We start from the raw sequence: 23,657 nt of genomic DNA, 5'->3' as shown, positions 1-23,657 counted from the left end.
CGGACATAAGGAGAGCCAGAATGACACCGATGTCGTTGTTCCGCCGCTGGGGCCGCCTGTCTGCCCTGATGACGCTGTTTACATTGCTTGCCGGGCTGAGCATGGCGGCGCAGGCAGCCCAGGCACCGGCGCAGTTCCGCATCGGCTACCAGAAAGGGTCGGTAAGCCTGGTGCTGGCGAAAACCCACCAGATGCTGGAAAAGCGCTACCCGCAGACCCGCATTACTTGGGTGGAGTTCCCGGCCGGGCCGCAGATGCTGGAGGCGCTGAACGTCGGCAGCATTGACCTGGGCAGCACCGGCGATCTGCCGCCGCTGTTTGCACAGGCGGCCGGGGCCGATCTGCTCTATGTCGGGCAGGAGCCGCCTAAACCCAAGGCGGAAGTGATCCTGGTGGCGGCCAACAGCCCGATCCAGCGCGTGGCTGACCTGAAAGGGCGCAAAGTGGCGTTCCAGAAAGGCTCCAGCTCGCACAACCTGCTGTTACGGGCGCTGCAACAGGCAGGGCTGACCTTCAATGACATTACCCCGGTCTACCTGACCCCGGCCGATGCGCGCGCCGCCTTTGCGCAGCACAACGTCGACGCCTGGGCGATCTGGGACCCGTACTACTCCGCCGCGCAGCTTCAGGGCGGTGTGCGGGTGCTGAAAGACGGCACCACCCTCAACCAGACCGGCTCCTTCTACCTGGCGGCGCGCACGTATGCCGAGGCGAACCCGGCCTTTATCCGTGACGTGCTGACCCAGCTGACCGCCGCCGATGCCCTGACCCGCAGCGACCGCGACCGCAGTGTTACCCTGCTGGCCAACGCCATGGGGCTGCCGGAGCCGGTGATCGCCACCTACCTGAGCCACCGCCCGGTGACGGTAATTGAGCCGGTAGATGCGCGTACCGCCAACGCGCAGCAGGAGACCGCCGACCTGTTTTATGAGAACCGCCTGCTGCCGAAAAAACTGGATATCGCCAGCCGCATCTGGCACGCCGAGCCCTGACCTTTTTCCCCTGCGCCCGGCGCACCGCGCGCCGGGACACTAAGGAGCACACATTATGAGCCTTAACGTTTTCTGGTTTTTACCGACCCACGGCGACGGCCACTACCTCGGCACCCAGGAAGGGGCGCGCACCGTGGACCACGCCTACCTGCAACAGATCGCCCAGGCGGTGGATCGCCTGGGGTTCGGCGGGGTGCTGATCCCCACCGGCCGCTCCTGTGAAGACTCCTGGCTGGTGGCGGCGTCGATGATTCCGGTAACGCAACGGCTGAAATTCCTGGTGGCGCTGCGCCCCGGCATCATCTCCCCGACGCTGGCGGCGCGGCAGGCCGCCACGCTCGACCGGCTCTCCAACGGGCGCGCCCTGTTTAACCTGGTCACCGGCGGCGATCCGGATGAGCTGGCCGGTGAGGGGCTGTTCCTCGACCACGAAGCGCGTTACGAAGCCTCTGCCGAGTTTACCCACGTCTGGCGTCGGGTGCTGGAGGGCGAAACCGTGACCTTCAACGGCAAACATATTCAGGTCAAGGAGGCGCGCCTGATGCTGCCGCCGGTGCAGCAGCCGCGCCCGCCGCTCTACTTCGGCGGCTCCTCCGACGCCGCGCAGGATCTGGCCGCCGAGCAGGTCGAACTCTACCTGACCTGGGGCGAGCCGCCGGCGCAGGTCAAAGAGAAGATTGAGCAGGTCCGCACCAAAGCGGCCGCCAAAGGGCGTCAGGTACGGTTCGGCATCCGGCTGCATGTGATTGTGCGTGAGACCACCGACGAGGCGTGGCGCGCCGCTGACCGGCTGATCGCCAATCTGGATGATGAGACCATCGCCCGGGCCCAGCAGTCGTTTGCCCGTTTTGATTCCGTGGGCCAGCGGCGGATGGCGGCACTGCACGGCGGCAACAAAAATAACCTGGAGATCAGCCCCAACCTGTGGGCCGGGGTCGGACTGGTGCGCGGCGGGGCCGGGACGGCGCTGGTCGGCGACGGCCCGACCGTGGCGGCGCGGATGCAGGAGTATGCCGATCTGGGCATCGATACTTTTGTGCTCTCCGGTTACCCGCATCTGGAGGAGGCGTACCGGGTGGGTGAGCTGCTGTTCCCGCACCTCGATCTCGCCGCCCCGGATGCCGCGCCCGCTAACCTGCGGGTGATCCGGCCGCAATCCGAGGTGATTGCCAATGACTTCTACCAGACCACTGCGTCACAGAGCTGAGGAGCGCGCCATGCATCACTTTGCCAAACGCGGGTTATACCGCCTCGCCCCCTGGGCCGTGCCGGTGCTGCTGATTGCCGTCTGGCAACTGGCGGTGGAGGCCGGCTGGCTCTCTAACCGTATCCTGCCGGCCCCCAGCGCGGTGATCACCGCCTTCTGGTCGCTGAGCGCCAGCGGCGAACTCTGGCACCATCTGGCGATCAGCAGCTGGCGCGCCGGGATCGGCTTTGCCATCGGCGGCAGCCTCGGGCTGCTGCTCGGCTTTATCACCGGCCTGTCACGCTGGGGGGAGCGGCTGCTGGACAGCTCGCTCCAGATGCTGCGCAATATCCCGCACCTGGCGCTGATCCCGCTGGTGATTTTGTGGTTCGGCATTGATGAATCCGCCAAGATTTTCCTGGTGGCGCTCGGCACGCTGTTCCCGATCTACCTGAACACCTATCACGGTATCCGCAACATTGACCGCGGCCTGCTGGAGATGGCGCGCAGTTATGGCCTCTCCGGGCTGCCGCTGTTTGTGCAGGTGGTGCTGCCCGGTGCCCTGCCCTCGATCATGGTCGGCGTGCGGTTTGCGCTCGGCTTTATGTGGCTGACGCTGATTGTGGCAGAGACCATCTCCGCCAATGCCGGGATCGGCTATCTGGCGATGAACGCCCGTGAGTTTTTGCAGACTGACATCGTGGTAGTGGCCATTGTGCTGTACGCCATTCTCGGCAAGCTGGCTGACTTCAGCGCGCAACTGCTGGAGCGCGTCTGGCTGCGCTGGCACCCCGCCTATCAACTGACCTCCCAAGGAGGCAACGCATGAGTACGCCCACCCGTATCCCGCAGGGCACCCCGCTGACACTGAACCATATCAGCAAACGTTACGGTGCCCGCACAGTGCTGCATGACATCGATCTGCGTATTGTTCCCGGCCAGTTTGTGGCGGTGGTGGGCCGCAGCGGCTGCGGCAAAAGTACCCTGCTGCGCCTGCTGGCCGGGCTGGAGCAGGCCAGCGAAGGCGCGCTGCTGAGCGGCAATGCGCCGCTGGCCAGCGTGCAGGAGGATACCCGCCTGATGTTCCAGGAGGCGCGCCTGCTGCCGTGGAAGCGGGTGATTGATAACGTCGGGCTGGGGCTGAAAGGGAACTGGCGGCCGGCGGCGCAGGAGGCGCTGGCGGCGGTCGGGCTGGCGGAGCGTGCCGGTGAGTGGCCGTCTGCCCTCTCCGGCGGGCAGAAACAGCGGGTGGCACTGGCGCGGGCGCTGATCCACCGGCCGCGGCTGCTGCTGCTGGATGAGCCGCTGGGCGCGCTGGATGCCCTGACGCGCATTGAGATGCAGGGGCTGATTGAATCCCTCTGGCTGACGCACGGCTTCACGGTGCTGCTGGTGACGCACGATGTCAGTGAGGCGGTGGCGCTGGCTGACCGGGTGCTGCTGATCGAAGAGGGGCGGGTCGGCCTGGATGTGACAGTGGACGTGCCGCGCCCGCGCCGCCGCGGGTCGGTCCGCCTGGCCGAGCTGGAGAGCCGGGTGCTGGACCGCATTCTGACCCCTGCCCCGGCGCTGCAACCGGTGGCGTCACGCGGCTACGCCTGACCAGTTTTCCCAGGCGCTTCCCGCCATAAAAAAAGGCGCGGTTCATTACGAACCGCGCCTTTTTATCGCCTACGCGTTGGGTCAGGCATCCAGCGCTTTGCTGATCTTCTCATAGAGATCGCCGGAAAGGTTCGGCAGGCTCTTGAGCTGCTCCAGCGCCGCGCGCATCTGCGCCTGGCGGGATTCGTCATAGCGTTGCAGGCGGATCAGCGGCTCCACCAGCCGCGAGGCCACCTGCGGGTTGCGGGTGTTGAGGTCAGTGAGGATCTCCACCAGGAAGCGGTAGCCGCTGCCGTCTGCCGCATGGAAGGCGGACGGGTTGCCTGAGGCGAACGCGCCGATCAGCGAGCGCACCCGGTTCGGGTTGCCCAGGCTGAAGGAGCGGTGGTTCAGCAGGCTGCGTACTTTCTCCAGCACATTCTCTGCCGGGCTGGTCGCCTGCAGGATGAACCACTTGTCCATCACCAGGCCGTCCTGATGCCAGCGCTCATCAAACGCCGTCAGCAGCGCCGTGCAGCACGGCAACTGGGCCGCCACGGCCGCTGACAGCGCCGCCAGCGCGTCGGTCATGTTATCGGCGGCGTGGTACTGTTTCGCCACCATCGCGTCGGCATGCGCCGGGTCGCCAAAGGCCAGATAGCTGAGGCAGAGGTTGCGCAGGCTGCGTTTGCCGATGTCGGCGTGTTCCACACGGTACTCCGGCGTCTGGTTGGCGTAGTAAACCGCCAGCCATTCATCTGCCATTTCGGTGGCCAGGCAGCCGACAATCGCGGAGTGCACGGCGTGGATCGCTTCCGGGTCGATGGTGGTGAACAGCTCCGCCATCTCATTCTCTGACGGCAACGACAGGATCTGCGCAATCAGCGCCGGTTCCAGCGTCTCATCCAGCAGGATGCCGCGGAAGGCATCCGCCACATGCAGCGGCAGCGACAGCGGCTGCTTCTGCTGGTGGCGGGCGACGTTCAGCCGGATATAGAGCGCCAGCAGGCTCTGCGCCGCATCCCAGCGGGAGAACGGGTCGGTGGCGTGCTGCATCAGGAAGGTGAGCTGCTGGTCGCTGTAGGGGTAGTCCAGCTTCACCGGCGCCGAGAAGTGGCGCAGCAGCGACGGCACCGGCGGCAGCGTAATGCCGTCAAACACAAAGGTCTGCTCCGCTTCGGTGACATTCAGCACCGAATGCACCGGGTTGCCGTCACGCACCAGCGGGATGACATTACCGTCCTGATCGTACAGCTCAATATCCAGCGGAATGTGCAGCGGCAATTTCTCCTGCTTATCCGCGGTCGGCGGCGTGGTCTGGCTGACATGCAGGCGATACTGCTGAAGCTCGGTGCTGAATTCGTCGCGCACTGTGAGCACCGGCGTGCCGGACTGGCTGTACCAGCGGCGGAACAGGGAGAGATCGACATTCGAGGCATCTTCCATCGCCTGCACGAAATCGTCACAGGTGGCGGCGCTGCCGTCATGGCGCTCGAAATAGAGCTGCATCCCGGCCTGGAACTGCGCCTCGCCCAACAGGGTGTGCATCATGCGGATCACTTCCGCGCCCTTCTCATACACCGTCAGGGTGTAGAAGTTGTTCATCTCGATCACTTTGTCCGGGCGGATCGGGTGCGCCATCGGGCTGGCGTCTTCGGCAAACTGCGCGCTGCGCATCAGGCGCACGTTGGCGATGCGGTTCACCGGGCGGGAGCCGAGATCGGCACTGAACTCCTGATCGCGGAACACCGTCAGCCCCTCTTTCAGGCTGAGCTGGAACCAGTCACGGCAGGTGACGCGGTTGCCGGTCCAGTTGTGGAAATATTCGTGGCCGATCACCCGTTCAATGTTCAGGTAGTCGGTGTCGGTGGCGGTTTCCGCTTTCGCCAGCACATATTTGGAGTTAAAGACATTCAGCCCTTTGTTCTCCATCGCGCCCATGTTGAAGAAGTCCACCGCCACAATCATATAGATGTCGAGGTCGTACTCGAGGCCGAAGCGAGTCTCATCCCACTTCATCGACTGCTTCAGCGAGGTCATCGCCCAGTCGGCGCGGTCCAGGTTGCCGCGGTCTACATAGAGTTCCAGCGCTACCTCGCGGCCGGAGCGGGTGGTAAAGCTGTCACGCAGCACATCAAAGTCACCGGCCACCAGCGCAAACAGGTAGCAGGGTTTCGGGAACGGGTCTTCCCAGCGGCTCCAGTGGCGGCCGTCACCCAGGTCGCCCTGCTCCAGCCGGTTACCGTTGGAGAGCAGGAACGGGTAGCGCGCCTTATCAGCCACGATGCGGGTGGTGAAACGTGCCAGCACGTCCGGGCGGTCCAGGTAGTAGGTGATGTGGCGGAAGCCTTCGGCCTCGCACTGGGTGCAGAGCGCCTCGCCGGAGAGATAAAGCCCGTTCAGCGCGCTGTTTTTGGCCGGGCTTATCTGGTTGACGATGGTCAGGCTAAAGGCATCCGGCAGCTGGTCCAGCACCAGCGTGTGCGTCTGCTGGTGGTAATGCGGCCACGGCTGGCCATCTACGGTGACGCTGAGCAGCGTCAGGTCTTCACCATTCAGCACCAGGGGGGCGCCCACCGCACCCAGGCGTTTTACCTGGCTGATGGCGGTCACGGTGGTGGTGTCGGCGTCCAGCTCAAAATTTAGGTCGATATCGGTAATGGTGTAGTCCGGGGCACGGTAGTCGTGCCGGTATTTAGCCTGCGGTTGTGTTGCGGTAGAGACCTGTGTCATAGAAGCCCTTTGACGTCCGGATGGTGGAGGTTAAATAAGTGTATTAGGCTTGCGCCCCGCTGCCAGATTTCTTGTTGGTCTGGCCGGTCTCCCGGTGCAGCGGTGTGGCCGGAAATGCCTTTGCCCGACTTTATCACAGCCGCTATAAAATCCTAGTTTGTAAGCAGCTTGTGAGCCTTTTGTGCTTAGTTATTCTGCACCTGCCGCCGGGCGGCGGCCAGCCTGGCCGGAGCAGGGGTGAAGCCTGCTGTATTCCCACAAGATCGCCCGGTGTGAAGACCGGACAGCGCCGCTTGCCGATTCGTAATCACAATTTAATTTCATTGTCATATCATTTTGTTAACATTTAAAACACATTAACGTGATTGACGGCACGTTTACCTCTCGACCTGCCCGCGCCTTTTATGGTGTGATGAGGCTTCAATAACCGGATAATCAAGGTATACTTCACGCACTTTGCTGATTACTCCGACTGTGGAAATGCTCCCAACGAGGATGCTGTAACGCGCTATGACTCACTACGCTTCCCCGATTTTGACGTCAATACTGGACACCGATGCCTATAAATTGCATATGCAGCAGGCTGTCTTCCACCGGTATCATGACATTACCGTGGCCGCGGAATTCCGCTGCCGCGGCGATGAGCTGCTCGGTGAATACCGTGACGAGATCCAGGCGCAAATCACCCTGATGAGCGAACTGGCCCTGACCGACGAGGAGTACCGCTATCTCGCCGGGTTGCCGTTTTTCTGCAAGGATTATCTCGACTGGCTGAAAGCATTCCGCTTTAACCCGCAGCAGGTGCAGGTCACCAACCGCGCCGGCACGCTGGAGATCCGCATCAGCGGGCCGTGGCGTGAAGTGGTGCTGTGGGAAGTGCCGCTGCTGGCGGTGATAAGCGAAGTGGTGCACCGCCACCGCTCACCGCAGGCCACGCCGGAACAGGCGGTGAGCCAGTTGCGCGGCAAGCTGGAACGGTTCAGGGCGCTGGCGGGTGACACCGATCTGTCACGTTTCCGGCTGATGGACTTCGGCACGCGCCGCCGCTTCTCGCGCGCCGTACAGCAGGCGATTGTCACCACCCTGAAAAGCGACTTCCCTTATCTTGTCGGCACCAGTAACTACGATCTGGCGCGCCGCCTCGATCTGGCCCCGGTCGGCACCCAGGCGCATGAGTGGTTCCAGGCGCATCAGCAGATCTCGCCGGTGCTGGCCAACAGCCAGCGTGCCGCCCTGCAGGCGTGGCTGGATGAGTACCCGGCGCAGCTGGGTATCGCCCTGACGGACTGCATCACCATGGATGCCTTCCTGCGTGACTTCGGGCCGGACTTCGCCGGGCGTTACCAGGGTCTGCGCCACGACTCCGGTGACCCGCTGGAGTGGGGTGAAAAAGCGATCGCCCATTTCGAAAAGCTGGATATCGACCCGATGAGCAAAACGCTGGTTTTCTCTGACAACCTCGATCTGGATAAGGCGCTGACGCTCTACCGTCACTTCTACCGCCGCATTAATCTGGTGTTTGGCATCGGTACCCGCCTGACCTGCGATCTGCCCGGCGTCAAGCCGCTGAATATTGTGATCAAGCTGGTGGAGTGTAACGGCAAGCCGGTGGCGAAGCTCTCTGACAGCCCCGGCAAAACCATCTGTGAAGACCCGGCGTTTGTCAAAGCGCTGCGTAAAGCCTTCGATCTGCCGCGGGTGAAAAAAGCCAGCTGACAGCGGCCCGGTTGCACCGGCTTTACTGCCGGTGCAATTTCCTTCCTTTATATCCCTTCCCTGCCCTATTCATTGCGCCTATCACCCGCCCGGTTTTCCGGAGAAATGTTGGCGTGCGGCCGTGATTTCTGCTTGTGTCCTGCGACGCGGTAAGTAACATAGCAAAACCCGCCTGTGGTGGGTTCCGCAATTCTGAATTAACCCTTATTAAAGAGAGAAATCTATGAGCGTTGTGCCTGTAGTCGACGTACTGCAAGGCCGTGCTGCGGTTGACAGTGAAGTCACCGTGCGCGGTTGGGTGCGTACCCGGAGAGATTCTAAAGCCGGCATCTCCTTCCTCGCCGTTTATGACGGCTCCTGCTTTAATCCCTTACAGGCCGTCGTAAATAATTCTCTGTCCAATTATCAGACTGACGTGCTGCGCCTGACCACCGGCTGCTCTGTGGAGATCACCGGCACCGTGGTGGCTTCGCCGGGTGAAGGCCAGAGCTTTGAGCTGCAGGCCACTGAGGTGAAGGTGGTCGGCTGGGTGGATGACCCGGATACCTATCCGATGGCCGCCAAACGCCACAGCATCGAATACCTGCGTGAAGTGGCGCACCTGCGCCCGCGTACCAACCTGATCGGTGCCGTGGCCCGTGTCCGCCACACCCTGGCGCAGGCGATCCACCGCTTCTTCCACGAAAACGGCTATTTCTGGGTCTCTACCCCGCTGATCACCGCCTCAGATACCGAGGGTGCCGGTGAAATGTTCCGCGTCTCCACGCTGGATCTGGAAAACCTGCCGCGTGACGATCAGGGCCGTGTTGATTTTAGTGAAGATTTCTTCGGTAAAGAGGCATTTTTGACCGTTTCCGGTCAGCTGAACGGCGAAACCTATGCCTGCGCCCTGTCTAAGGTCTACACCTTTGGGCCGACGTTCCGCGCTGAGAACTCTAACACCAGCCGCCACCTGGCAGAATTCTGGATGATCGAGCCGGAAGTGGCCTTCGCGACGCTGGACGACGTAGCAGGTCTGGCTGAGAAAATGCTGAAATATGTGTTTCAGGCCGTGTTGGATGAGCGCGCTGACGATCTGGCGTTCTTCGCTGAGCGTGTGGATAAAGATGCGATCGCGCGCCTTGAGCGTTTTGTCAGCTCCGATTTCGCCCAGGTGGATTACACCGACGCCATTGAGATCCTGATCAAGTCCGGCCAGGCCTTCGAGAATGACGTGAGCTGGGGCATCGACCTCTCCTCCGAGCATGAACGTTACCTGGCTGAGAAACACTTCAAAGCGCCGGTGGTGGTGAAAAACTACCCGAAAGACATTAAAGCTTTCTATATGCGCATGAATGAAGACGGGAAAACCGTGGCTGCAATGGATGTGCTGGCACCGGGCATCGGCGAGATCATCGGCGGTTCCCAGCGTGAGGAGCGTCTGGACATGCTGGATCAGCGTCTGGAAGAGATGGGCCTGAATAAAGAAGATTACTGGTGGTACCGCGATCTGCGCCGTTACGGCACCGTACCGCACTCCGGTTTTGGCCTCGGTTTTGAGCGTTTAATCGCCTATGTGACCGGTGTCCAGAACGTCCGTGACGTCATTCCCTTCCCGCGCACCCCGCGCAATGCCAGCTTCTGATTATCAGAAACTGAACAATTAAGACAATTTTGTTACAAATCAGAGGCCAGCAATGCTGGCCTTTTACATTTTTTTAAACTTAGATCCCGGTCACAAAGTTCCCTAAATTTCACATTTTGTAACAATTGCTTTCTTTCTGAAACCTCATTAGGACTTTGGTAGCATTTTCGCGGTAGATTAACCGCAACACCAATGGAACACTGCGTGCAGACACAGGAAGACACCATACTCTCAACAATAGTTCCCTGGATTATTGGCGGCAGTGGCAAGGTGTCCGAATAACACCAATGAGGGTAATATAATGATGAAGCGCAACATTCTTGCAGTGGTTATCCCGGCTCTGTTGGCTGCTGGTGCAGCAAACGCCGCCGAAATCTACAACAAAGATGGCAACAAGCTGGATCTGTACGGCAAAGCCGTTGGTCTGCATTACTTCTCCGATAACGACGGTGACGACGGTGACCAGACCTACGTTCGTTTCGGCTTCAAAGGTGAAACCCAGATTACTGACCAACTGACCGGTTTCGGCCAGTGGGAATACAACGTCCAGGCAAACAACTCCGAAGGTTCTGACGCACAAGACGGCAACAAAACCCGTCTGGGCTTCGCTGGTCTGAAATTCGGCGACTACGGCTCCTTCGACTACGGCCGTAACTATGGCCTGGTGTACGACGCACTGGCCTGGACCGACATGCTGCCGGAATTCGGCGGTGACTCCGGTTACTCCGACGGCTTCCTGAGCGGCCGTTCTACCGGCGTAGCGACCTACCGTAACCACAACTTCTTCGGCCTGGTTGACGGCTGGGACTTCGGCGTACAGTACCAGGGCAAAAACGACCGTGAAGACATCCGTCGTGCTAACGGTGACGGCTGGGCGATCTCTACCTCTTACACCAGCGAAATTGGTGTAGGCATCGTCGGTGCATACGGCGAATCTGACCGTACTGAAAGCCAGAACGCACCGGGCGTGCTGGGTAACGGCGATAAAGCACAGAGCTGGGCAACCGCGCTGAAATATGACGCCAACAACGTCTACCTGGCTGCAATGTACGGTGAAACCCGTAACGCCACCCCGTTCACTCAACAAGTGGCTAACAACACCGGCGGCACCACCGGCGTGACCGGCTTTGCTAACAAAGCTCAGAACTTCGAAATGGTTGCACAGTACCAGTTCGACTTCGGTCTGCGTCCGTCCCTGGCGTACGTGCAGTCCAAAGGTAAAGACATCGAAGGCTTCGGCGACGTTGACCTGATCAAATACTTCGATGTGGGCGCGACCTACTACTTCAACAAAAACATGTCCACCTACGTTGATTACAAAATCAACCAGCTGGATGACGACAATGCACTGGGCATCAACAACGACGACACCGTGGCTGTTGGTCTGGTTTACCAGTTCTAATCGTGCTGCTGCCTGACGTTAGTCAGGCGTGCTGAAGGCAGGGCTCAGGCCCTGCCTTTTCTTTTCCCCTCTCCTGCCTGCTGCGCGCCTCCCCGCCCCTGTTCCCCGGCCTTGCCCTGTTCACAGATCGCGTTCTTTTTGCCGCAAACGGTTGGCAAAGCGGAAACATGGCGTTAACCTGAGGCTTCTGCCCGCTTATCACCAAGCCATGGATATTTCTGACATGTTTGAGAAAATCACCGCTGCCCCGGCCGACCCGATTCTGGGACTGGGCGATCTGTTTCGTGCTGATGACCGTCTGACCAAAATTAACCTGGGGATCGGCGTCTATAAAGATGAAACCGGCCAAACCCCGGTTCTGACCAGTGTGAAAAAAGCCGAGCAATTTCTGCTGGAAAATGAGACGACCAAAAACTACCTGAGCATCGACGGCATCCCGGCGTTCGCCAGCTGCACCCAGGCCCTGCTGTTCGGCAGCGACAGCGCAATTATCGCTGACCGCCGCGCCCGCACCGCCCAGACGCCGGGCGGCACCGGCGCCCTGCGCGTGGCCGCTGACTTCCTGGCGACCCAGACCACGGTCAAACGTGTCTGGATCAGCAACCCGACCTGGCCGAACCATAATAATGTGTTTGGCTCTGCCGGCCTGGAGGTGGTGAATTACGATTACTACGATGCAGAAAACCATACCCTGGACTTCGACGGTATGCTGGCGAGCCTGAATGGCGCGCAAGCCGGTGACGTGGTGCTGTTCCACGGCTGCTGCCACAACCCGACCGGCATCGACCCGACCCCGGCTCAGTGGCAACAGCTGGCGGATCTCTCCCGCAGCAAAGGCTGGCTGCCGCTGTTTGACTTCGCCTATCAGGGCTTTGCCAATGGCCTGGAAGAGGATGCCCAGGGCCTGCGTATTTTTGCCGCTCGGCATGCTGAGCTGATTGTGGCCAGCTCCTACTCCAAAAACTTCGGCCTGTATAACGAGCGTGTCGGTGCCTGTACGCTGGTCGCGGCGGATGCGGAAAACGCCGATCGTGCCTTCAGCCAGATCAAAGCCGCGGTTCGCGCCAACTACTCTAACCCGCCGGCCCACGGCGCGGCGGTGGTCGCGACCATTCTGGGTAATGATGCCCTGCGCGCCCTCTGGGAACAGGAGCTGACTGACATGCGCCAGCGCATTCAGCGGATGCGCCAGCTGTTTGTGAATACCCTGCAGGAGAAAGGGGCGAAGCAGGATTTCAGCTTTATCATCAAACAGAACGGCATGTTTTCGTTCAGCGGCCTGACCAAAGAGCAGGTATTGCGCCTGCGCGATGAGTTTGGCGTGTATGCGGTCAACTCCGGCCGGGTCAACGTCGCCGGTATGACGCCGGATAACATGGCACCGCTGTGTGAGGCGATTGTCGCGGTACTCTGAACCGCAGGCACAAAAAAGCCAGCCGCTGAGGCTGGCTTTTTTTATGGCTGTTTTTTGGGGCTGACAGCCAGCGGGCCTTATGCCCTTACCATACTGCCGGCTCGTCCTGCAGGAAGGGGTTGGTCAGGCGTTCGTGGCCCAGCGTTGAGCATGGCCCATGCCCCGGCCAGAAGGTGACGTCATCCCCCAGCGGCAGCAGCTTGGTACGGATGGCGTTGATCAACGCCTGATGATCGCCGCGCGGGAAATCGGTACGCCCCACCCCGCCTTTGAAGATCACATCGCCGGAGATCAGCGTGTTCGCCGCCCGGTTCACAAACACAATGTGCCCCGGCGTATGCCCCGGGCAGTGCAGCACATCCAGCTGCATCTCACCCACGGTCACGCTTTCCCCCTCTGCCAGCCAGCGATCCGGCGTCAGCGGCGCACACTCCGCCAGCCCGAACATCCGGCTCTGCGCCGGTAACGCATCCAGCCAGAAGCGATCTTCCGGATGCGGCCCCACCAGCGGGACACCATAGTGCTGCGCCAGTTCGGCAGCCGCCCCGACATGATCCAGGTGGCCGTGGGTCAACAGGATCTGGGTCACCCGGACATTTTCTGCCGCTACCGCGGTGATAATCTTGTCAGCATCACCGCCCGGATCGACGATGGCCGCTTCGCGGGTCGCTTCACACCAGATCAGGGAACAGTTTTGCGCAAAGGCGGTGACAGGAATCGTGAGAATATTCATAAGGCTCCATGTCCGGTGCAGAACGCCTTCTGCACCGGTTGAAAGGCATGGCAATACCGGACACCTGCGGTGTTAAGACCAGTTACGCACCGGCCCGGTATCGATATGCACAAAGTTGCTTCGTGGGTAATATCCTACACCACCGGCGCGCATTTTTAATGCCGCCTTACGGATATTACTCAGTTGCACCCCTTCAATATGGAAATCCATGGCACGGCCCAGCGTATGGTAGCTGTGCTTCGCCACCCCGCTGCTGTGCCTGCGTAAATCGTCATTGGTGGCTACAGAGCGGTAGCCGGAGATAAGCTGAACCGGTTTGTTATTTCCCAACAATACCTGAAGGCGATAAAGCTGATCGAACAGTGCGGTATCGATGGTCTTCATTTTATTGGCGCGAAAATCGCGGAATAAATGATTCAGCCTGGACAACTCTTCCGTGTTATAGGTCTTTCCGTCAAAAAACTCGGCTTTGAGCGTTTCCCCGGTATGCAGATTATTCAGCGTTAATACACGGGGACGAGGAGTTGAGAGCGTTGCGAACGCCTGCCCTGGAAGCAGTGCGATCCCCATAGCGGCGCCACCGAGCGCCAGCCACTTTCGGCGTTGTTTATCGATTTGATCCATGAACTGTCTGATTACCCGGCAAGAGAGTCAAAAAATAAGCACTTATCTGTGCTGTCCCGAACCATAACTGCCATTGATGGGTGAGTCAACCCACTCCGGCGCCGGTTTATTAACCACCCCGGCCGGGGTGGTTAATAATTAGCCTTTTCATCAGACCGTTAATTCAGTGGAATTACTAGATTTATTGCAGCAGACGTTCAGCCTGAGGCAATATTTGTGCGCCCGATCGCACGGTATTATCGTAATTGTAAATATCTGTTCGGAATTGCGGTTTGCCGTCATCCGCGACCCAGGCCGTCAGATAATAGAGCTGCACCGGAATATGGTGGCGGATCGGCACATAGGTGGTATTCCCCGCTTCCAGCGTTGAATTAACCCGCGCATCATTCCAGCCCGCATCCTGTAATAACATCCCGGCCAGCACTGAAGCCTTATTCACCCGCACACAGCCGGAGCTGAGGGCGCGGATATCTTTCTGGAACAGCGCATGGTTGGGCGTGTCATGCAGATAGATGGCGTCGGAACTGGGCATATTGAACTTATACCGCCCCAGCGAGTTGGTGGCACCCGGTGCCTGGCGCAGGCGATACGGGAAGTTCTGCGGCGATACCATGCTCCAGTCAATCATCGACGGATCGATCACCTCGGCGTCATTGCTCCAGCCGCTCAACACCGTGTAGCCGTGGGCCTGCAGGTAGCTGGCGTCACGCATCGCCTTGGGAATAATGTCCTGGCGAATCAGGGTGGTCGGCACATTCCACGGCGGGTTCACCACCACATTATTCAGCGCACTGCTCATCAGCGGGGTTTTACGGCTCGGGCGGCCGACAATCACCCGGGATGAAAGCACTTCGCTGCCGTTGCGGTAATAGACCAGCGAATAGTTGGGGATGTTCACCATGATCCCGGTATTCACATTTCCGGGCAGGATACGCAGCCGCTGGATATTCAGCGCCAGCAGCGTCGCCCGCGTATGCGGGGAGACGTTCAGCCATTCGCGGGTACGTTTGCCGATCACGCCGTCATCCGCCAGCCCCTGCCACCGCTGGAAGCGCTTGACGCCTTCAACCAGATCGGCAGTGTACTGGTTATCTTTTACCTCGGTCGCCGGCACCGGGGTGGCGGCATCCGGGCTGTGCGGCGTGGGCGGCACATCCTCTACCGGCGCGGCGGCCGGGCTGACGGCAGCCGGTGGGCCGCTTTCATGCGCGGCGGATTCGTCCACATATAAGTCATCTTCCGCTGTCGGCTTGCTGGCGGCAATCTGGGCGGCCGGGATCGGGTCAGGATCGGCCACCGGCTGGGCACCGGCATCCAGCATCCCGGAGCGGGCGAGGATCTCACGCAACGCCGGAATATCATCGCTCAGCTGGCCGGGGCGCAGGCTGGGGCCATTGACCAGCTGCGGCCAGGGGCGGCCGTCGGCCAGCATATCTTTCAGCGCCTGATGCATACGGGCATATTGCGGGTGCTGCGGAGCCAGTGACGTCAGGTAGTGCTGCAGGCTGGCCGGATGGGCCACGGCCATCTGCCATTGGTTGATTACCGTGGCAGCCGGCAGAGACATTTTGTACGGCACGCTGCCGTAGAGCCAGTTGCTGCCGTTGGCGCTGACCCCGGAGACAAACTGCAGGTAACCGAGCATGGCGTCTGACAGCACAATATCGCGCGCCATGCCGGTTAAATCCGGATTACTCAGCTGGCGCACCCACTGGGTAAACTGCGGCTGCACGCCGGAGATCGCCAGTTCCGCCAGCTGCTGCTGGAACTGCTGCACCGCCTGCGTATCTCCCCACATCGGCTGCATATGGCGGGCCGCATACAGGGAAGAGAGGGTGTTCAGATAAAAAGGCGTTATCTTTTGCGGCAGCGCGGCGCGGATTTGGTTACCGGCATCGCGTACGCTCATGCTGCCCGACGCCTGCGGCATTGCCGGCATGGCTGCCTCAACCCCGTGTAATGACGTTGCGCCCCAGGCCAGTGCACAAGCAATAGCCAGACTCTTGAGTGTAGTAGGACGTGTAAGCATCATCCCTTGCCCCCTGATTAAATACAAATAGATATCAATCATCTACTTGCGCTGAAACATCATATAAGTATAAAGCAGAACTGGCTTTTTGCTCTTTTACCGTCGCAATCAGTCAAACCGGGAAAGCGGCAGCCGGCCGCCTGCTGGTCTAAACAGCGTGGCAGAAAGGCACACAAATGAAAAGCCGCCCGGAGGCGGCTGGAAAGATTTATTTTTCTCAACTATCAGGCGGCAATCAGGCCTCTGCCGTGATGCTGCGGTCCGCTTCCGGTTCAATGGCGGCAAAACCACGCAGCCCCACCACATGCACGTGCTCGTGGTTCTGCACCACTTTACGCACCAGCTTGTAGGTGGTGCCCTTTTCAGGGCTGATGTTTTCCGGCGCGGCGATGATCAGCTGCATCTCCAGGCGGTCGCACAACTCAAACAGCGTGGCGATCGACTTGGCATCCAGACGCGCCGCTTCATCCAGGAACAGCAGGCGGCAAGGGGAGATGTCTTTCCCGCGCAGGCGGCGCGACTCCTCTTCCCAACTCTGCACCACCATCACCAGAATCGACATCCCGGTGCCGATCGCCTCGCCGGTGGAGAGCGCCCCGCTCTCGGCGCGCAGCCAGCCGTCCGAACCGCGATAGACTTCCACTTCCATTTCCAGGTAGTTGCGGTAGTCCAGCAGCTCCTCGCCGATGGTCTGCGGGGTGCGCTGGCCCATGTCGATCTGCGGGTTCAGGCGTTGGTAAAGTTTCGCCAGTGCTTCCGAGAAGGTCAGGCGGTTACTGTTGAACAGATCCTGATGCTGCTCCTGCTGTTCAGAGAGCACATCCAGCAGCGTGGCGTGCGCTTCACGCACATTGACGTTAAGGCGCACGCTTTTCACCTGGCCAAACGCCACCGTCTGCAGCCCCTGGTTCAGCATACGGATGCGGTTCTGCTCGCGCTGAATGGTTTTGCGGATAATGTTCGCCACGCTTTTCGCGCTGATCGCCAGCTTCTGCTCGCGGGCTGTCAGCTCTTCCGTCAGGCGGCCCAGCTCAATCTCCATCTGCTCAATCGCTTCGACCGGGTCATCGGTGCGGATAATATCCTGGCGGATACGCTCACGCAGATGCTGGTAGACCGCGATATAGAACTGGATTTTGCGCTCCGGCCGTTTCGGGTCTTCGGAGAGGCGCAGTACATCGCGCAGGTGCTCGTTATCAGAAACGGCCAGGCGCAGTGCGCCCAGCGCCTTGTCCGACATAGAGCGCAGTTCGTCGGCATTCATATAGGCCAGCTCGCGGCGGTGCAGGCGGCGCTCGACGCCGTTATCCTTCACCAGCCGCATCACGGCGCACCAGCCCGCTTTCGCCGAGACCACCTGCTCACGCAACTGATGGTAATCCCGCTCGACTTTGCGCAGGCGTTTTTGCAGCCCGTCCATCTCCGCTTCGCAGAACGTGAGCTGTTTCTCCAGCTGGTTGCGGCGCGAACGGTTGTGGCTGAGGGCGGCGTGCAGCTCATCCCGGCGCGTGCGGGCGCGGGCTTCGGCGTCCGGATCGGCCTGTACGCCGATGTCCAGTAACTCCTGCCCCAGCTCTTTGAGCATGTCGCGCTTGGCGTCATACGAACTTTTCAGCGAGGCCAGCACCTGGCTGTACTGGGTCAGCTGCGCCTGATGCTGGCGCAGCAGGTCACGGGCGCGGGTGCGCTCCGCCTCGGCATGTTCCAGCTGCTGGCGCAGTTTGTCATTCAGGTCAGCGTTTTCGTTCAGCATCCCGGCGGAGTGGGTATAGCTGAAGTGCGCCCGGCGCTGCACCACTTCCGTCAGGGCAAAGGCCTGCTGCTTGGCGAGGCGCTGAATATGCTGCGCTTCGGCATAGTCCGCTTTCAGTTGCTCATGCTGTTCCGGGTCACTTTGCAGCACCGGCACCAGCGGCTCCAGGCGGGCAAGCGCGGCACCGTGCTGTTGCAGGAAGCGCGCAGCCTCCTGCGCCTCTTCCAGCTCGTCACGGATCTCATCGGCCCGGTCAGCCAGGGTCTCGTCACACAGCAGGGCCACCCGCGGCAACAGGCGGTTCAGCAGCCCGATGGCCTCTTTCGCCTGGTCAAACTGCTGGCGCTGCTGCTGATGCTGCCCCTCATAGGCGGCCAGCGCGTGCTCCAGCTCACCACGGCGGATGGACAGCGCACGGATTTCCGCTTCCGGGTCATCTTCAAAGGCCACGGCCAGATGGGTGCCGATAAAGCGGCTGAAAGCCTGATGCGCCCGCTGGATTTTCTGTACGTCAAACGAGAGCGTGGCGTAGCGTTCTGCCAGCTTTTCACGTTCCTGATTCAGGGTTTCCAGGCGGCTTTCACGCGCCGCGCGGCCAAACAGCGGCACTGACGGGAAGCGGGAGTAGCGCCACTGGCGATCGGCCACTTTGACCAGCACCGCGCGCTCCATCTCTTCCACGCCGAACACGCTGTCATCAAAGGATTGCGGATCGCCCTCGATCAGGTAAAGATCTTCCGGGCAATCTTCCAGGCCGTTGATCTGGTCGCGGATCAGGGCGAGATCCGGCACCACGATGGCATGGCGTGACGGGCCATAAAGCGCAGAGAAGTACGGCGCATCGTCCAGCGTCACATCATCATAGATTTCGGAAAGCAGCACGCCGCCGAACCGCTCGGCCAGCGCCACCAGACGCGGGTCTTCCGCCCCGCCCGGCTGGCTGAGGCGCTCAATCTGCCCCTCAATCCGGCGTTTGCGGGTGGCGACCTCATCACGTTCAACGGTGGTTTCACGCTCGCTCTCCAGCAGTTGCTGCATATATTCGGTGACCTGGGTGCTGCTCTCCAGGGATTCACCGCTCTGTGTTGCGAGCTGGTCCAGCGCCTCCTGCGCCGCCAGCCAGACCGGCGCGCGTGCCGTCAGCGCTTTGATGCGCTGCTGCAGCTGCTCGGACTCCTGGCGCATCTCCATGCGGTGCTCGCCGGCTTCCGCCACCGTGGCGGAGAGCGTTTCAATACGCTCTTCCAGCTCATCCTGCACCCCTTCCAGCTCTTCCGGCTGGTAGTCGCGCCCGGTGCGTTTGCAGAACTCCTGCAACTGGCGCTCCGCATCCTGCTGTTCGCGCAGGCGCTGCTCCAGTTCACTCAGGCGCATCCGCAGGGGTTGTACCCGCTCCGCCTGGTGCTGCTGGTTGTTCCAGTCACGTAACAGCTCGCGGGCCGTTTGCCACGCTTCGCCGCGGCTGACCTCACCGGCGATTTTCACCACCAGCTGGTAGGCCGTTTCGAACTGGCTGTGGGCCGCCTCGGCCACGCTCATTTTCTGCTCAAGCTGCAGCAGGGTGTCGGTGGCCTCCTGCTCTTTGGCGCGGAACGTCTCCAGCCATGTTTCGGCGTTGCCGCTCTCCAGATCCGGCAGTTCGCAGAGTTCGCGCGCACGGGTCAACGCATGTAACGCCTGCTGATACTGGATGGCGCGGGTCTGCTGCACATCCAGCGCCTGCTGGTAATCCGCCAGCTGGCTTTTCAGCTCATCCACTTCCGCTTCGGCGGCTTCGGCGCGCGCCTCATGCTCAGCGTGCAGCTCACCCGCTTCCGCCACGACTTCATTCTGCTCTTCCAGCCGGTAGGTCAGCTCATCGAGATCGCCCTGATAGCGCTCAATTTTTTCCTGCTGGCGCATCGCGGTCTGCACCAGATTAAGGTGATCGCTCGCTGCCTGATAATCGGTTTCGAGATCGGACTCCGCGCCGCCGTGTTCGCTCAGCTCACGGGCCATCTCCACATGGCGGTACTGCTCGTGTGCCAGCTGTTTGCGGCCCGACAGCAGCTCCTGGCGCAGCGCCAGTGCGCTGTCCAGATGCACCCGGCGCTCATTGGCGTGACGCATGTAGTCGGCGGCCACGTAGGAGGTCGCCTCAGTGATCAGGTGCTTGAAGAGATCGCGGTCCGACTGGGTCACGCGGATCGCTTCCAGCGTCATGCGGTTTTCGCGCAACGCTGCTTCCATGTCCTGGAACGCTTTGCGCACCCCGCTGTTCTCCGGCAACAGGTAGTCGCGCAGGGAGCGGGTAATGGTGCTGGAGATGCCGCCGTACAGCGACGCCTCAATCAGCCGGTAGAACTTGCTGCGATCGGACGAGGAGCGCAGGCGGCGCGGGATAATCCCCAGGTCAAACATCAGGGAGTGGTAATCGGTGATGGAGTTGAACTGCTTGAACTGCACCCCTTCGATCGTCTCGACCCGCTCTTTCAGCTCCTGCAAGGAGAGGACGCGCGCCTGGCGCTCGCCCACGGTTTCCGTCAGGATCTGCGTGGGTTGCAGAGACGTCGGCAGCCCCTGGATCGTAAAGGGTTTGATGTCCACTTTGCGATCACGGCCGGCGACCTGTTGCAGGCGCACGCCCACAATGACCCGCTGGTGGCGGGAGTTCACCGTGTCCAGCGCCGAGTAGCAGACCCCGGCACGCAGTTTGCCGTGCAGCCCCTTGTCACGCGAGCCGCTGGTGGCCCCGGCCTCGGTGGTGTTACGGAAGTGCAGCAGCGTCAGGTCCGGGATCAGGGCGGTGACAAAGGCCGCCATGGTGGTGGATTTACCGGCCCCGTTACCGCCTGACAGCGTGGTGACCAGCTCATCAAGATCAAAGGTCCTGGCGAAAAAACCGTTCCAGTTGACCAGTGTCAGTGAGCGAAATTTACCGCGTTCAATCATTCCTGTTCATCCTCTGCACGCACCGGCGCACTGTTGCCGGTCTGTTCGCCTTCGCTGTCGTCGGTATCATCCTGCAGTGACAGGCTGCTCTCCACCGGCATCGCTTCGCCGTCACGGATCATGCGCAGTTGCGCCTCGCGCGGGTCATCGCCGCTGCGCACATCGGCACCAAAGCGGAACACCGCCTCCGTGATACGGAATTTGCTGTTGTCGCCGCCCATGAAATAGACCATGCCGAGGCGGCGCAGGCGGTTCAGCGAGGTGCGGACCTTATCCTGCAGCTTCTGGCGGTCAAGGTCAGAGCCGGTTGAGCGCTGGTTAACAAATTTCAGCAGCTTGTTCTCATCCGCCAGGCTCAGCAGCTCATCATACAGCTCCTGCTGGCTGAAGATGCCCTCATGCGCCAGCCGCTCGGGGCTGAGGTAAAGGTAACAGAGAATTTTGCCGACCATCATGTCCAGCTCGGAAAGTACCGAACGCGGGATCAGGGTGGTAGAGCGCGGGCGCAGGTAGAAGAACCCTTCCGGCGCGCGGATCAGCTCCACGTTATAACGCAGGTAAAACTGCTCAATCTCTTCCTGATAGTCCATCAGGAAAGCATGGTTATCCAGCTCTTCGATGCCGATATGGCGGCCGCTGCGCAGCTGACTGTCGAGCGACGGAAACAGGGGATTTGCCAATGCCTGTGCCAGTTTAACCGGCATAACTGCTTCAATATTTATCGATGACATGGGCCTGCACCTTGGCTCCGTAATCATTGATTGCCTGCCACTCGGCCGGCAATCCGGTGAAATCTGCTTCGGCCACACCAAGGCGCACAGCCTGGTCGACCACGATGCGTGCCACATCAAAATGACGCGCACGCGGGTACTGTGCCAGGTAGTCACGCATGACACTACCCAGGTTAAGCGGGGTATTCTCGTCACGGTAGACTGCCAGCGCCTGCTCAATCATGGCGGCCAGCTGCTCCCGGATCTCATTAAACTCTTCAAATTCCAGGTCCGGCGGCAGTTCGCCGGTGACCTCTTCATTACGCAGCGCCAGCTCTTCATCACGCATGTCGATCAGGCGCTCCGCGTTGGCGTAAGTCAGCGTCCAGGGCTGCTCAAAATAGTGCTGTACCGACTGGCGCAGGCGCTGGGCGAAGACGCGGTTCTTGTCCATATCGATGGCGGTACGGATGAACTTGTGGACATGGCGGTCATAGCCGATCCAGAGATCTATCGCCTGCTGGCCCCAGCTGATAATGCGGTCCAGCTTGTTTTGCAGGTCAAACACCTGCTTGTCGATAAAGCCGAGATCCTGCTCCATCGGCATTGCCGCCTGGATGCGCAGCAGATTGGCCTGCAACTTGTCACCGGCGGCTTCGAGGGTATCCTGCAATTCGCGCAGCGTGCCGGACGTCTCTGACAGCAGCAGTTCACAGCTGGAGATGGCGGCGCGCCAGTCTTTGTTCAGCAGGGCGGCGATGTCCTCTTTCACCCCCTGCTGCTGCTCGTCCATCACCCGCTGGCTGAGATCGATGCTGTCAAACACCTCCGCCACCGAATACTTCAGCGGCGCAAAGACGTCGCGGTGCCAGTGGAGCTCATCGCCGCCCTCTTCCGCGGCATCGGCGGCCCGCTTCAGCTCCTGGGCCACCATCGACAGCTGCATTGAGAGCCGCAGGGTGGAGAACTCGCGCTGGCGGATGTAGTAATCCGTAATGCCGATGCCGAGCGGCGTCAGGCGGTAGATGGCATGGCCGTCCGCCTGTTCACTGGTAAAGCGGTTGATGAGCCGCTGCTTGACCATGTCGTTAATGGCATTGTTGGCACGCACGCTGATGGTTTCACTGGTCTGCTCAAACCCGTCGCTGACGTGGCGAAAGGCATCGACCAGCTCACCTTCACTCATTTCACCATCAAGGCGTTCGCCGTTGAGGGTGGCTATTGCCAGTAAAAAGGCCAGCCGCTCCGTAGGAAGCGAAATAGCGAAGTCATTTTTCCGTGCCCAGGCGACCAGTTCGGGTACAGTCTGGGAAAATTCACTCATGATTCGTCCTTCACAATCGGCTTGTGCGCCATCACATGGATGTAACGCCCCAAACTCACAAAAGGTTCCTGCCGGCAGTAACGCTGCTCCAGCGCCAACAGGTCAGCGAACGCTTCTGTCTGCTGCTGTTTATTTTTCAGGTAGTCATGGAATACCCGGACCCCGGTCTTGCCGCGGATTGTCATGCCCATCTGTTCCAGCCAGCGGTACACATCCGCCGGGATCAGGGGGTAGTCCGGGGCCAGCGAACGCTTGTTTTTTACCGGCATCCCTTCATTTACATACTCAAAATTGCCGACCACCATGTGGCGCATCAGCAGGCCATGATGGTTAAAAAACATCAGCGACAGCGCGCCGCCCGGTGCCAGGCAGGCATGGAGCGCGGCCAGTGCCTCCTGCGGCTGCGCCACCCACTCCAGCACGGCATGAAACAGGATCAAATCCACCGGTTCTGTGAGGTGCTGCGCAATATCCTGCACGGCACTCTGCACAAACTGCATGTTGTGGCTTACCCCTTTTGCCTGCGCGGCTTCTCTGGCGCGCTGGATCATCTCACCGGAGAGATCGCACAACAAGACCTGATGTCCTAAAGCGGCCAGTTCACAGGCCATTTTCCCTTCACCGCCGCCCGCATCCAGGATGCGCAGGGGCCGTGACGGCAGTTCAGCCAGCAGCCCGGTCAGATCCTGCCACAATACCGCCTCGCGGATTTTACCTTTGGTTGTGCCGTAGATATTGCGTGCAAACTTTTCAGCAATATCATCAAAATTGCGGCCGGGTATCGACATGGGGGTGACAGGCTCCATAGCGGCTGGGGGTATTTCGAACCTGCTATTTTGGCACAGGCTGACGTAGAATAAATCTTATTGCCGCGCAAACTTGCCTGGATGTCGTTTTTTCACCCA

16 protein-coding genes are annotated in these 23,657 nt (G+C 60.4%); 8 read left to right on the top strand and 8 right to left on the bottom strand.

Going from position 1 to position 23,657, the window contains the following annotated elements:
* Positions 1 to 20: 20 nt before the first annotated feature.
* From CYR32_RS00740 to ssuB, 4 genes are read left to right on the top strand one after another with little or no spacing between them, the layout of a single operon-like run.
* Positions 21 to 992: a sulfonate ABC transporter substrate-binding protein gene (locus tag CYR32_RS00740; protein ID WP_420912812.1), complete on the top strand. Its 972-nt coding sequence runs from the start codon at positions 21 to 23 to the stop codon at positions 990 to 992.
* 55 nt (positions 993 to 1,047) lie between these two features.
* Positions 1,048 to 2,199 (top strand): FMNH2-dependent alkanesulfonate monooxygenase, encoded by a 1,152-nt coding sequence (ssuD, locus tag CYR32_RS00735; RefSeq protein ID WP_101821570.1) that lies wholly within the window; start codon positions 1,048 to 1,050, stop codon positions 2,197 to 2,199.
* Positions 2,200 to 2,209: 10 nt separating this feature from the next.
* Positions 2,210 to 3,007 carry an aliphatic sulfonate ABC transporter permease SsuC gene (gene ssuC / locus CYR32_RS00730; RefSeq protein WP_101821568.1) on the top strand — a complete coding sequence of 266 codons (798 nt, stop codon included), beginning with the start codon at positions 2,210 to 2,212 and terminating at the stop codon, positions 3,005 to 3,007.
* On the top strand, positions 3,004 to 3,780 hold the full coding sequence (ssuB, locus tag CYR32_RS00725; protein WP_101821566.1) for an aliphatic sulfonates ABC transporter ATP-binding protein: 777 nt from the start codon (positions 3,004 to 3,006) through the stop codon (positions 3,778 to 3,780). The genes ssuC and ssuB overlap by 4 nt, the downstream gene beginning before the upstream one ends.
* An 81-nt stretch (positions 3,781 to 3,861) precedes the next feature.
* Here ssuB and pepN read toward each other — a convergent pair whose 3' ends face one another.
* Positions 3,862 to 6,492 (bottom strand): aminopeptidase N, encoded by a 2,631-nt coding sequence (pepN, locus tag CYR32_RS00720; RefSeq protein WP_101821564.1) that lies wholly within the window; start codon positions 6,490 to 6,492, stop codon positions 3,862 to 3,864.
* A gap of 510 nt (positions 6,493 to 7,002) precedes the next feature.
* Between pepN and pncB the strand changes: the two genes are divergently transcribed.
* The 4 genes from pncB to CYR32_RS00700 all read left to right on the top strand — a co-directional run bounded on the left by pncB (position 7,003) and on the right by CYR32_RS00700 (position 12,648).
* A complete protein-coding gene (gene pncB, locus CYR32_RS00715) occupies positions 7,003 to 8,208 on the top strand; it encodes a nicotinate phosphoribosyltransferase (RefSeq protein WP_101821562.1) in 1,206 nt (401 codons plus the stop codon).
* Positions 8,209 to 8,431: 223 nt separating this feature from the next.
* Positions 8,432 to 9,832 (top strand): asparagine--tRNA ligase, encoded by a 1,401-nt coding sequence (gene asnS, locus CYR32_RS00710; protein ID WP_101821560.1) that lies wholly within the window; start codon positions 8,432 to 8,434, stop codon positions 9,830 to 9,832.
* Between the two features lie 301 nt (positions 9,833 to 10,133).
* Positions 10,134 to 11,234 (top strand): porin OmpF, encoded by a 1,101-nt coding sequence (gene ompF / locus CYR32_RS00705; RefSeq protein ID WP_101821558.1) that lies wholly within the window; start codon positions 10,134 to 10,136, stop codon positions 11,232 to 11,234.
* 223 nt (positions 11,235 to 11,457) lie between these two features.
* Entirely contained in the window at positions 11,458 to 12,648 is a 1,191-nt protein-coding gene (locus CYR32_RS00700; RefSeq protein WP_101822133.1) for an amino acid aminotransferase, read from the top strand.
* Between the two features lie 85 nt (positions 12,649 to 12,733).
* Here the strand turns inward: CYR32_RS00700 and CYR32_RS00695 are convergent, their stop codons facing one another.
* The 7 genes from CYR32_RS00695 to cmoM form a co-directional block, all read right to left on the bottom strand.
* A complete protein-coding gene (locus CYR32_RS00695; protein WP_101821556.1) occupies positions 12,734 to 13,381 on the bottom strand; it encodes an MBL fold metallo-hydrolase in 648 nt (215 codons plus the stop codon).
* A gap of 72 nt (positions 13,382 to 13,453) precedes the next feature.
* Positions 13,454 to 14,005: a peptidoglycan L,D-endopeptidase MepK gene (gene mepK / locus CYR32_RS00690; RefSeq protein WP_101821554.1), complete on the bottom strand. Its 552-nt coding sequence runs from the start codon at positions 14,003 to 14,005 to the stop codon at positions 13,454 to 13,456.
* Between the two features lie 181 nt (positions 14,006 to 14,186).
* Entirely contained in the window at positions 14,187 to 16,037 is a 1,851-nt protein-coding gene (gene ldtD, locus CYR32_RS00685; RefSeq protein WP_101821552.1) for a L,D-transpeptidase, read from the bottom strand.
* A gap of 232 nt (positions 16,038 to 16,269) precedes the next feature.
* On the bottom strand, positions 16,270 to 20,718 hold the full coding sequence (gene mukB, locus CYR32_RS00680; RefSeq protein WP_101821550.1) for a chromosome partition protein MukB: 4,449 nt from the start codon (positions 20,716 to 20,718) through the stop codon (positions 16,270 to 16,272).
* A complete protein-coding gene (mukE, locus tag CYR32_RS00675) occupies positions 20,715 to 21,449 on the bottom strand; it encodes a chromosome partition protein MukE (RefSeq protein ID WP_072925744.1) in 735 nt (244 codons plus the stop codon). The genes mukB and mukE overlap by 4 nt, the downstream gene beginning before the upstream one ends.
* On the bottom strand, positions 21,430 to 22,752 hold the full coding sequence (mukF, locus tag CYR32_RS00670; RefSeq protein WP_101821547.1) for a chromosome partition protein MukF: 1,323 nt from the start codon (positions 22,750 to 22,752) through the stop codon (positions 21,430 to 21,432). Before mukF ends, mukE begins: the two co-directional genes overlap by 20 nt.
* Positions 22,749 to 23,540, bottom strand: coding sequence for a tRNA uridine 5-oxyacetic acid(34) methyltransferase CmoM (gene cmoM / locus CYR32_RS00665; protein WP_420912811.1), 792 nt, complete (start codon positions 23,538 to 23,540; stop codon positions 22,749 to 22,751). The genes mukF and cmoM overlap by 4 nt, the downstream gene beginning before the upstream one ends.
* Positions 23,541 to 23,657 lie beyond the last annotated feature (117 nt).

Source organism: Chimaeribacter coloradensis (assembly GCF_002858715.1).
GTDB classification, from domain to species: domain Bacteria; phylum Pseudomonadota; class Gammaproteobacteria; order Enterobacterales; family Enterobacteriaceae; genus Chimaeribacter; species Chimaeribacter coloradensis.
This window is presented reverse-complemented; position numbering and strand designations above follow the sequence as displayed.

Excerpts from the sequence above, each read along its gene's own strand:
- CYR32_RS00740 (WP_420912812.1), top strand. The coding sequence starts at position 21 with ATGACACCGATGTCGTTGTTCCGCCGCTGGGGCCGCCTGTCTGCCCTG.
- ssuD (WP_101821570.1), top strand. The coding sequence starts at position 1,048 with ATGAGCCTTAACGTTTTCTGGTTTTTACCGACCCACGGCGACGGCCAC.
- ssuC (WP_101821568.1), top strand. The coding sequence starts at position 2,210 with ATGCATCACTTTGCCAAACGCGGGTTATACCGCCTCGCCCCCTGGGCC.
- ssuB (WP_101821566.1), top strand. The coding sequence starts at position 3,004 with ATGAGTACGCCCACCCGTATCCCGCAGGGCACCCCGCTGACACTGAAC.
- pepN (WP_101821564.1), bottom strand. The coding sequence starts at position 6,492 with ATGACACAGGTCTCTACCGCAACACAACCGCAGGCTAAATACCGGCAC.
- pncB (WP_101821562.1), top strand. The coding sequence starts at position 7,003 with ATGACTCACTACGCTTCCCCGATTTTGACGTCAATACTGGACACCGAT.
- asnS (WP_101821560.1), top strand. The coding sequence starts at position 8,432 with ATGAGCGTTGTGCCTGTAGTCGACGTACTGCAAGGCCGTGCTGCGGTT.
- ompF (WP_101821558.1), top strand. The coding sequence starts at position 10,134 with ATGATGAAGCGCAACATTCTTGCAGTGGTTATCCCGGCTCTGTTGGCT.
- CYR32_RS00700 (WP_101822133.1), top strand. The coding sequence starts at position 11,458 with ATGTTTGAGAAAATCACCGCTGCCCCGGCCGACCCGATTCTGGGACTG.
- CYR32_RS00695 (WP_101821556.1), bottom strand. The coding sequence starts at position 13,381 with ATGAATATTCTCACGATTCCTGTCACCGCCTTTGCGCAAAACTGTTCC.
- mepK (WP_101821554.1), bottom strand. The coding sequence starts at position 14,005 with ATGGATCAAATCGATAAACAACGCCGAAAGTGGCTGGCGCTCGGTGGC.
- ldtD (WP_101821552.1), bottom strand. The coding sequence starts at position 16,037 with ATGATGCTTACACGTCCTACTACACTCAAGAGTCTGGCTATTGCTTGT.
- mukB (WP_101821550.1), bottom strand. The coding sequence starts at position 20,718 with ATGATTGAACGCGGTAAATTTCGCTCACTGACACTGGTCAACTGGAAC.
- mukE (WP_072925744.1), bottom strand. The coding sequence starts at position 21,449 with ATGTCATCGATAAATATTGAAGCAGTTATGCCGGTTAAACTGGCACAG.
- mukF (WP_101821547.1), bottom strand. The coding sequence starts at position 22,752 with ATGAGTGAATTTTCCCAGACTGTACCCGAACTGGTCGCCTGGGCACGG.
- cmoM (WP_420912811.1), bottom strand. The coding sequence starts at position 23,540 with ATGTCGATACCCGGCCGCAATTTTGATGATATTGCTGAAAAGTTTGCA.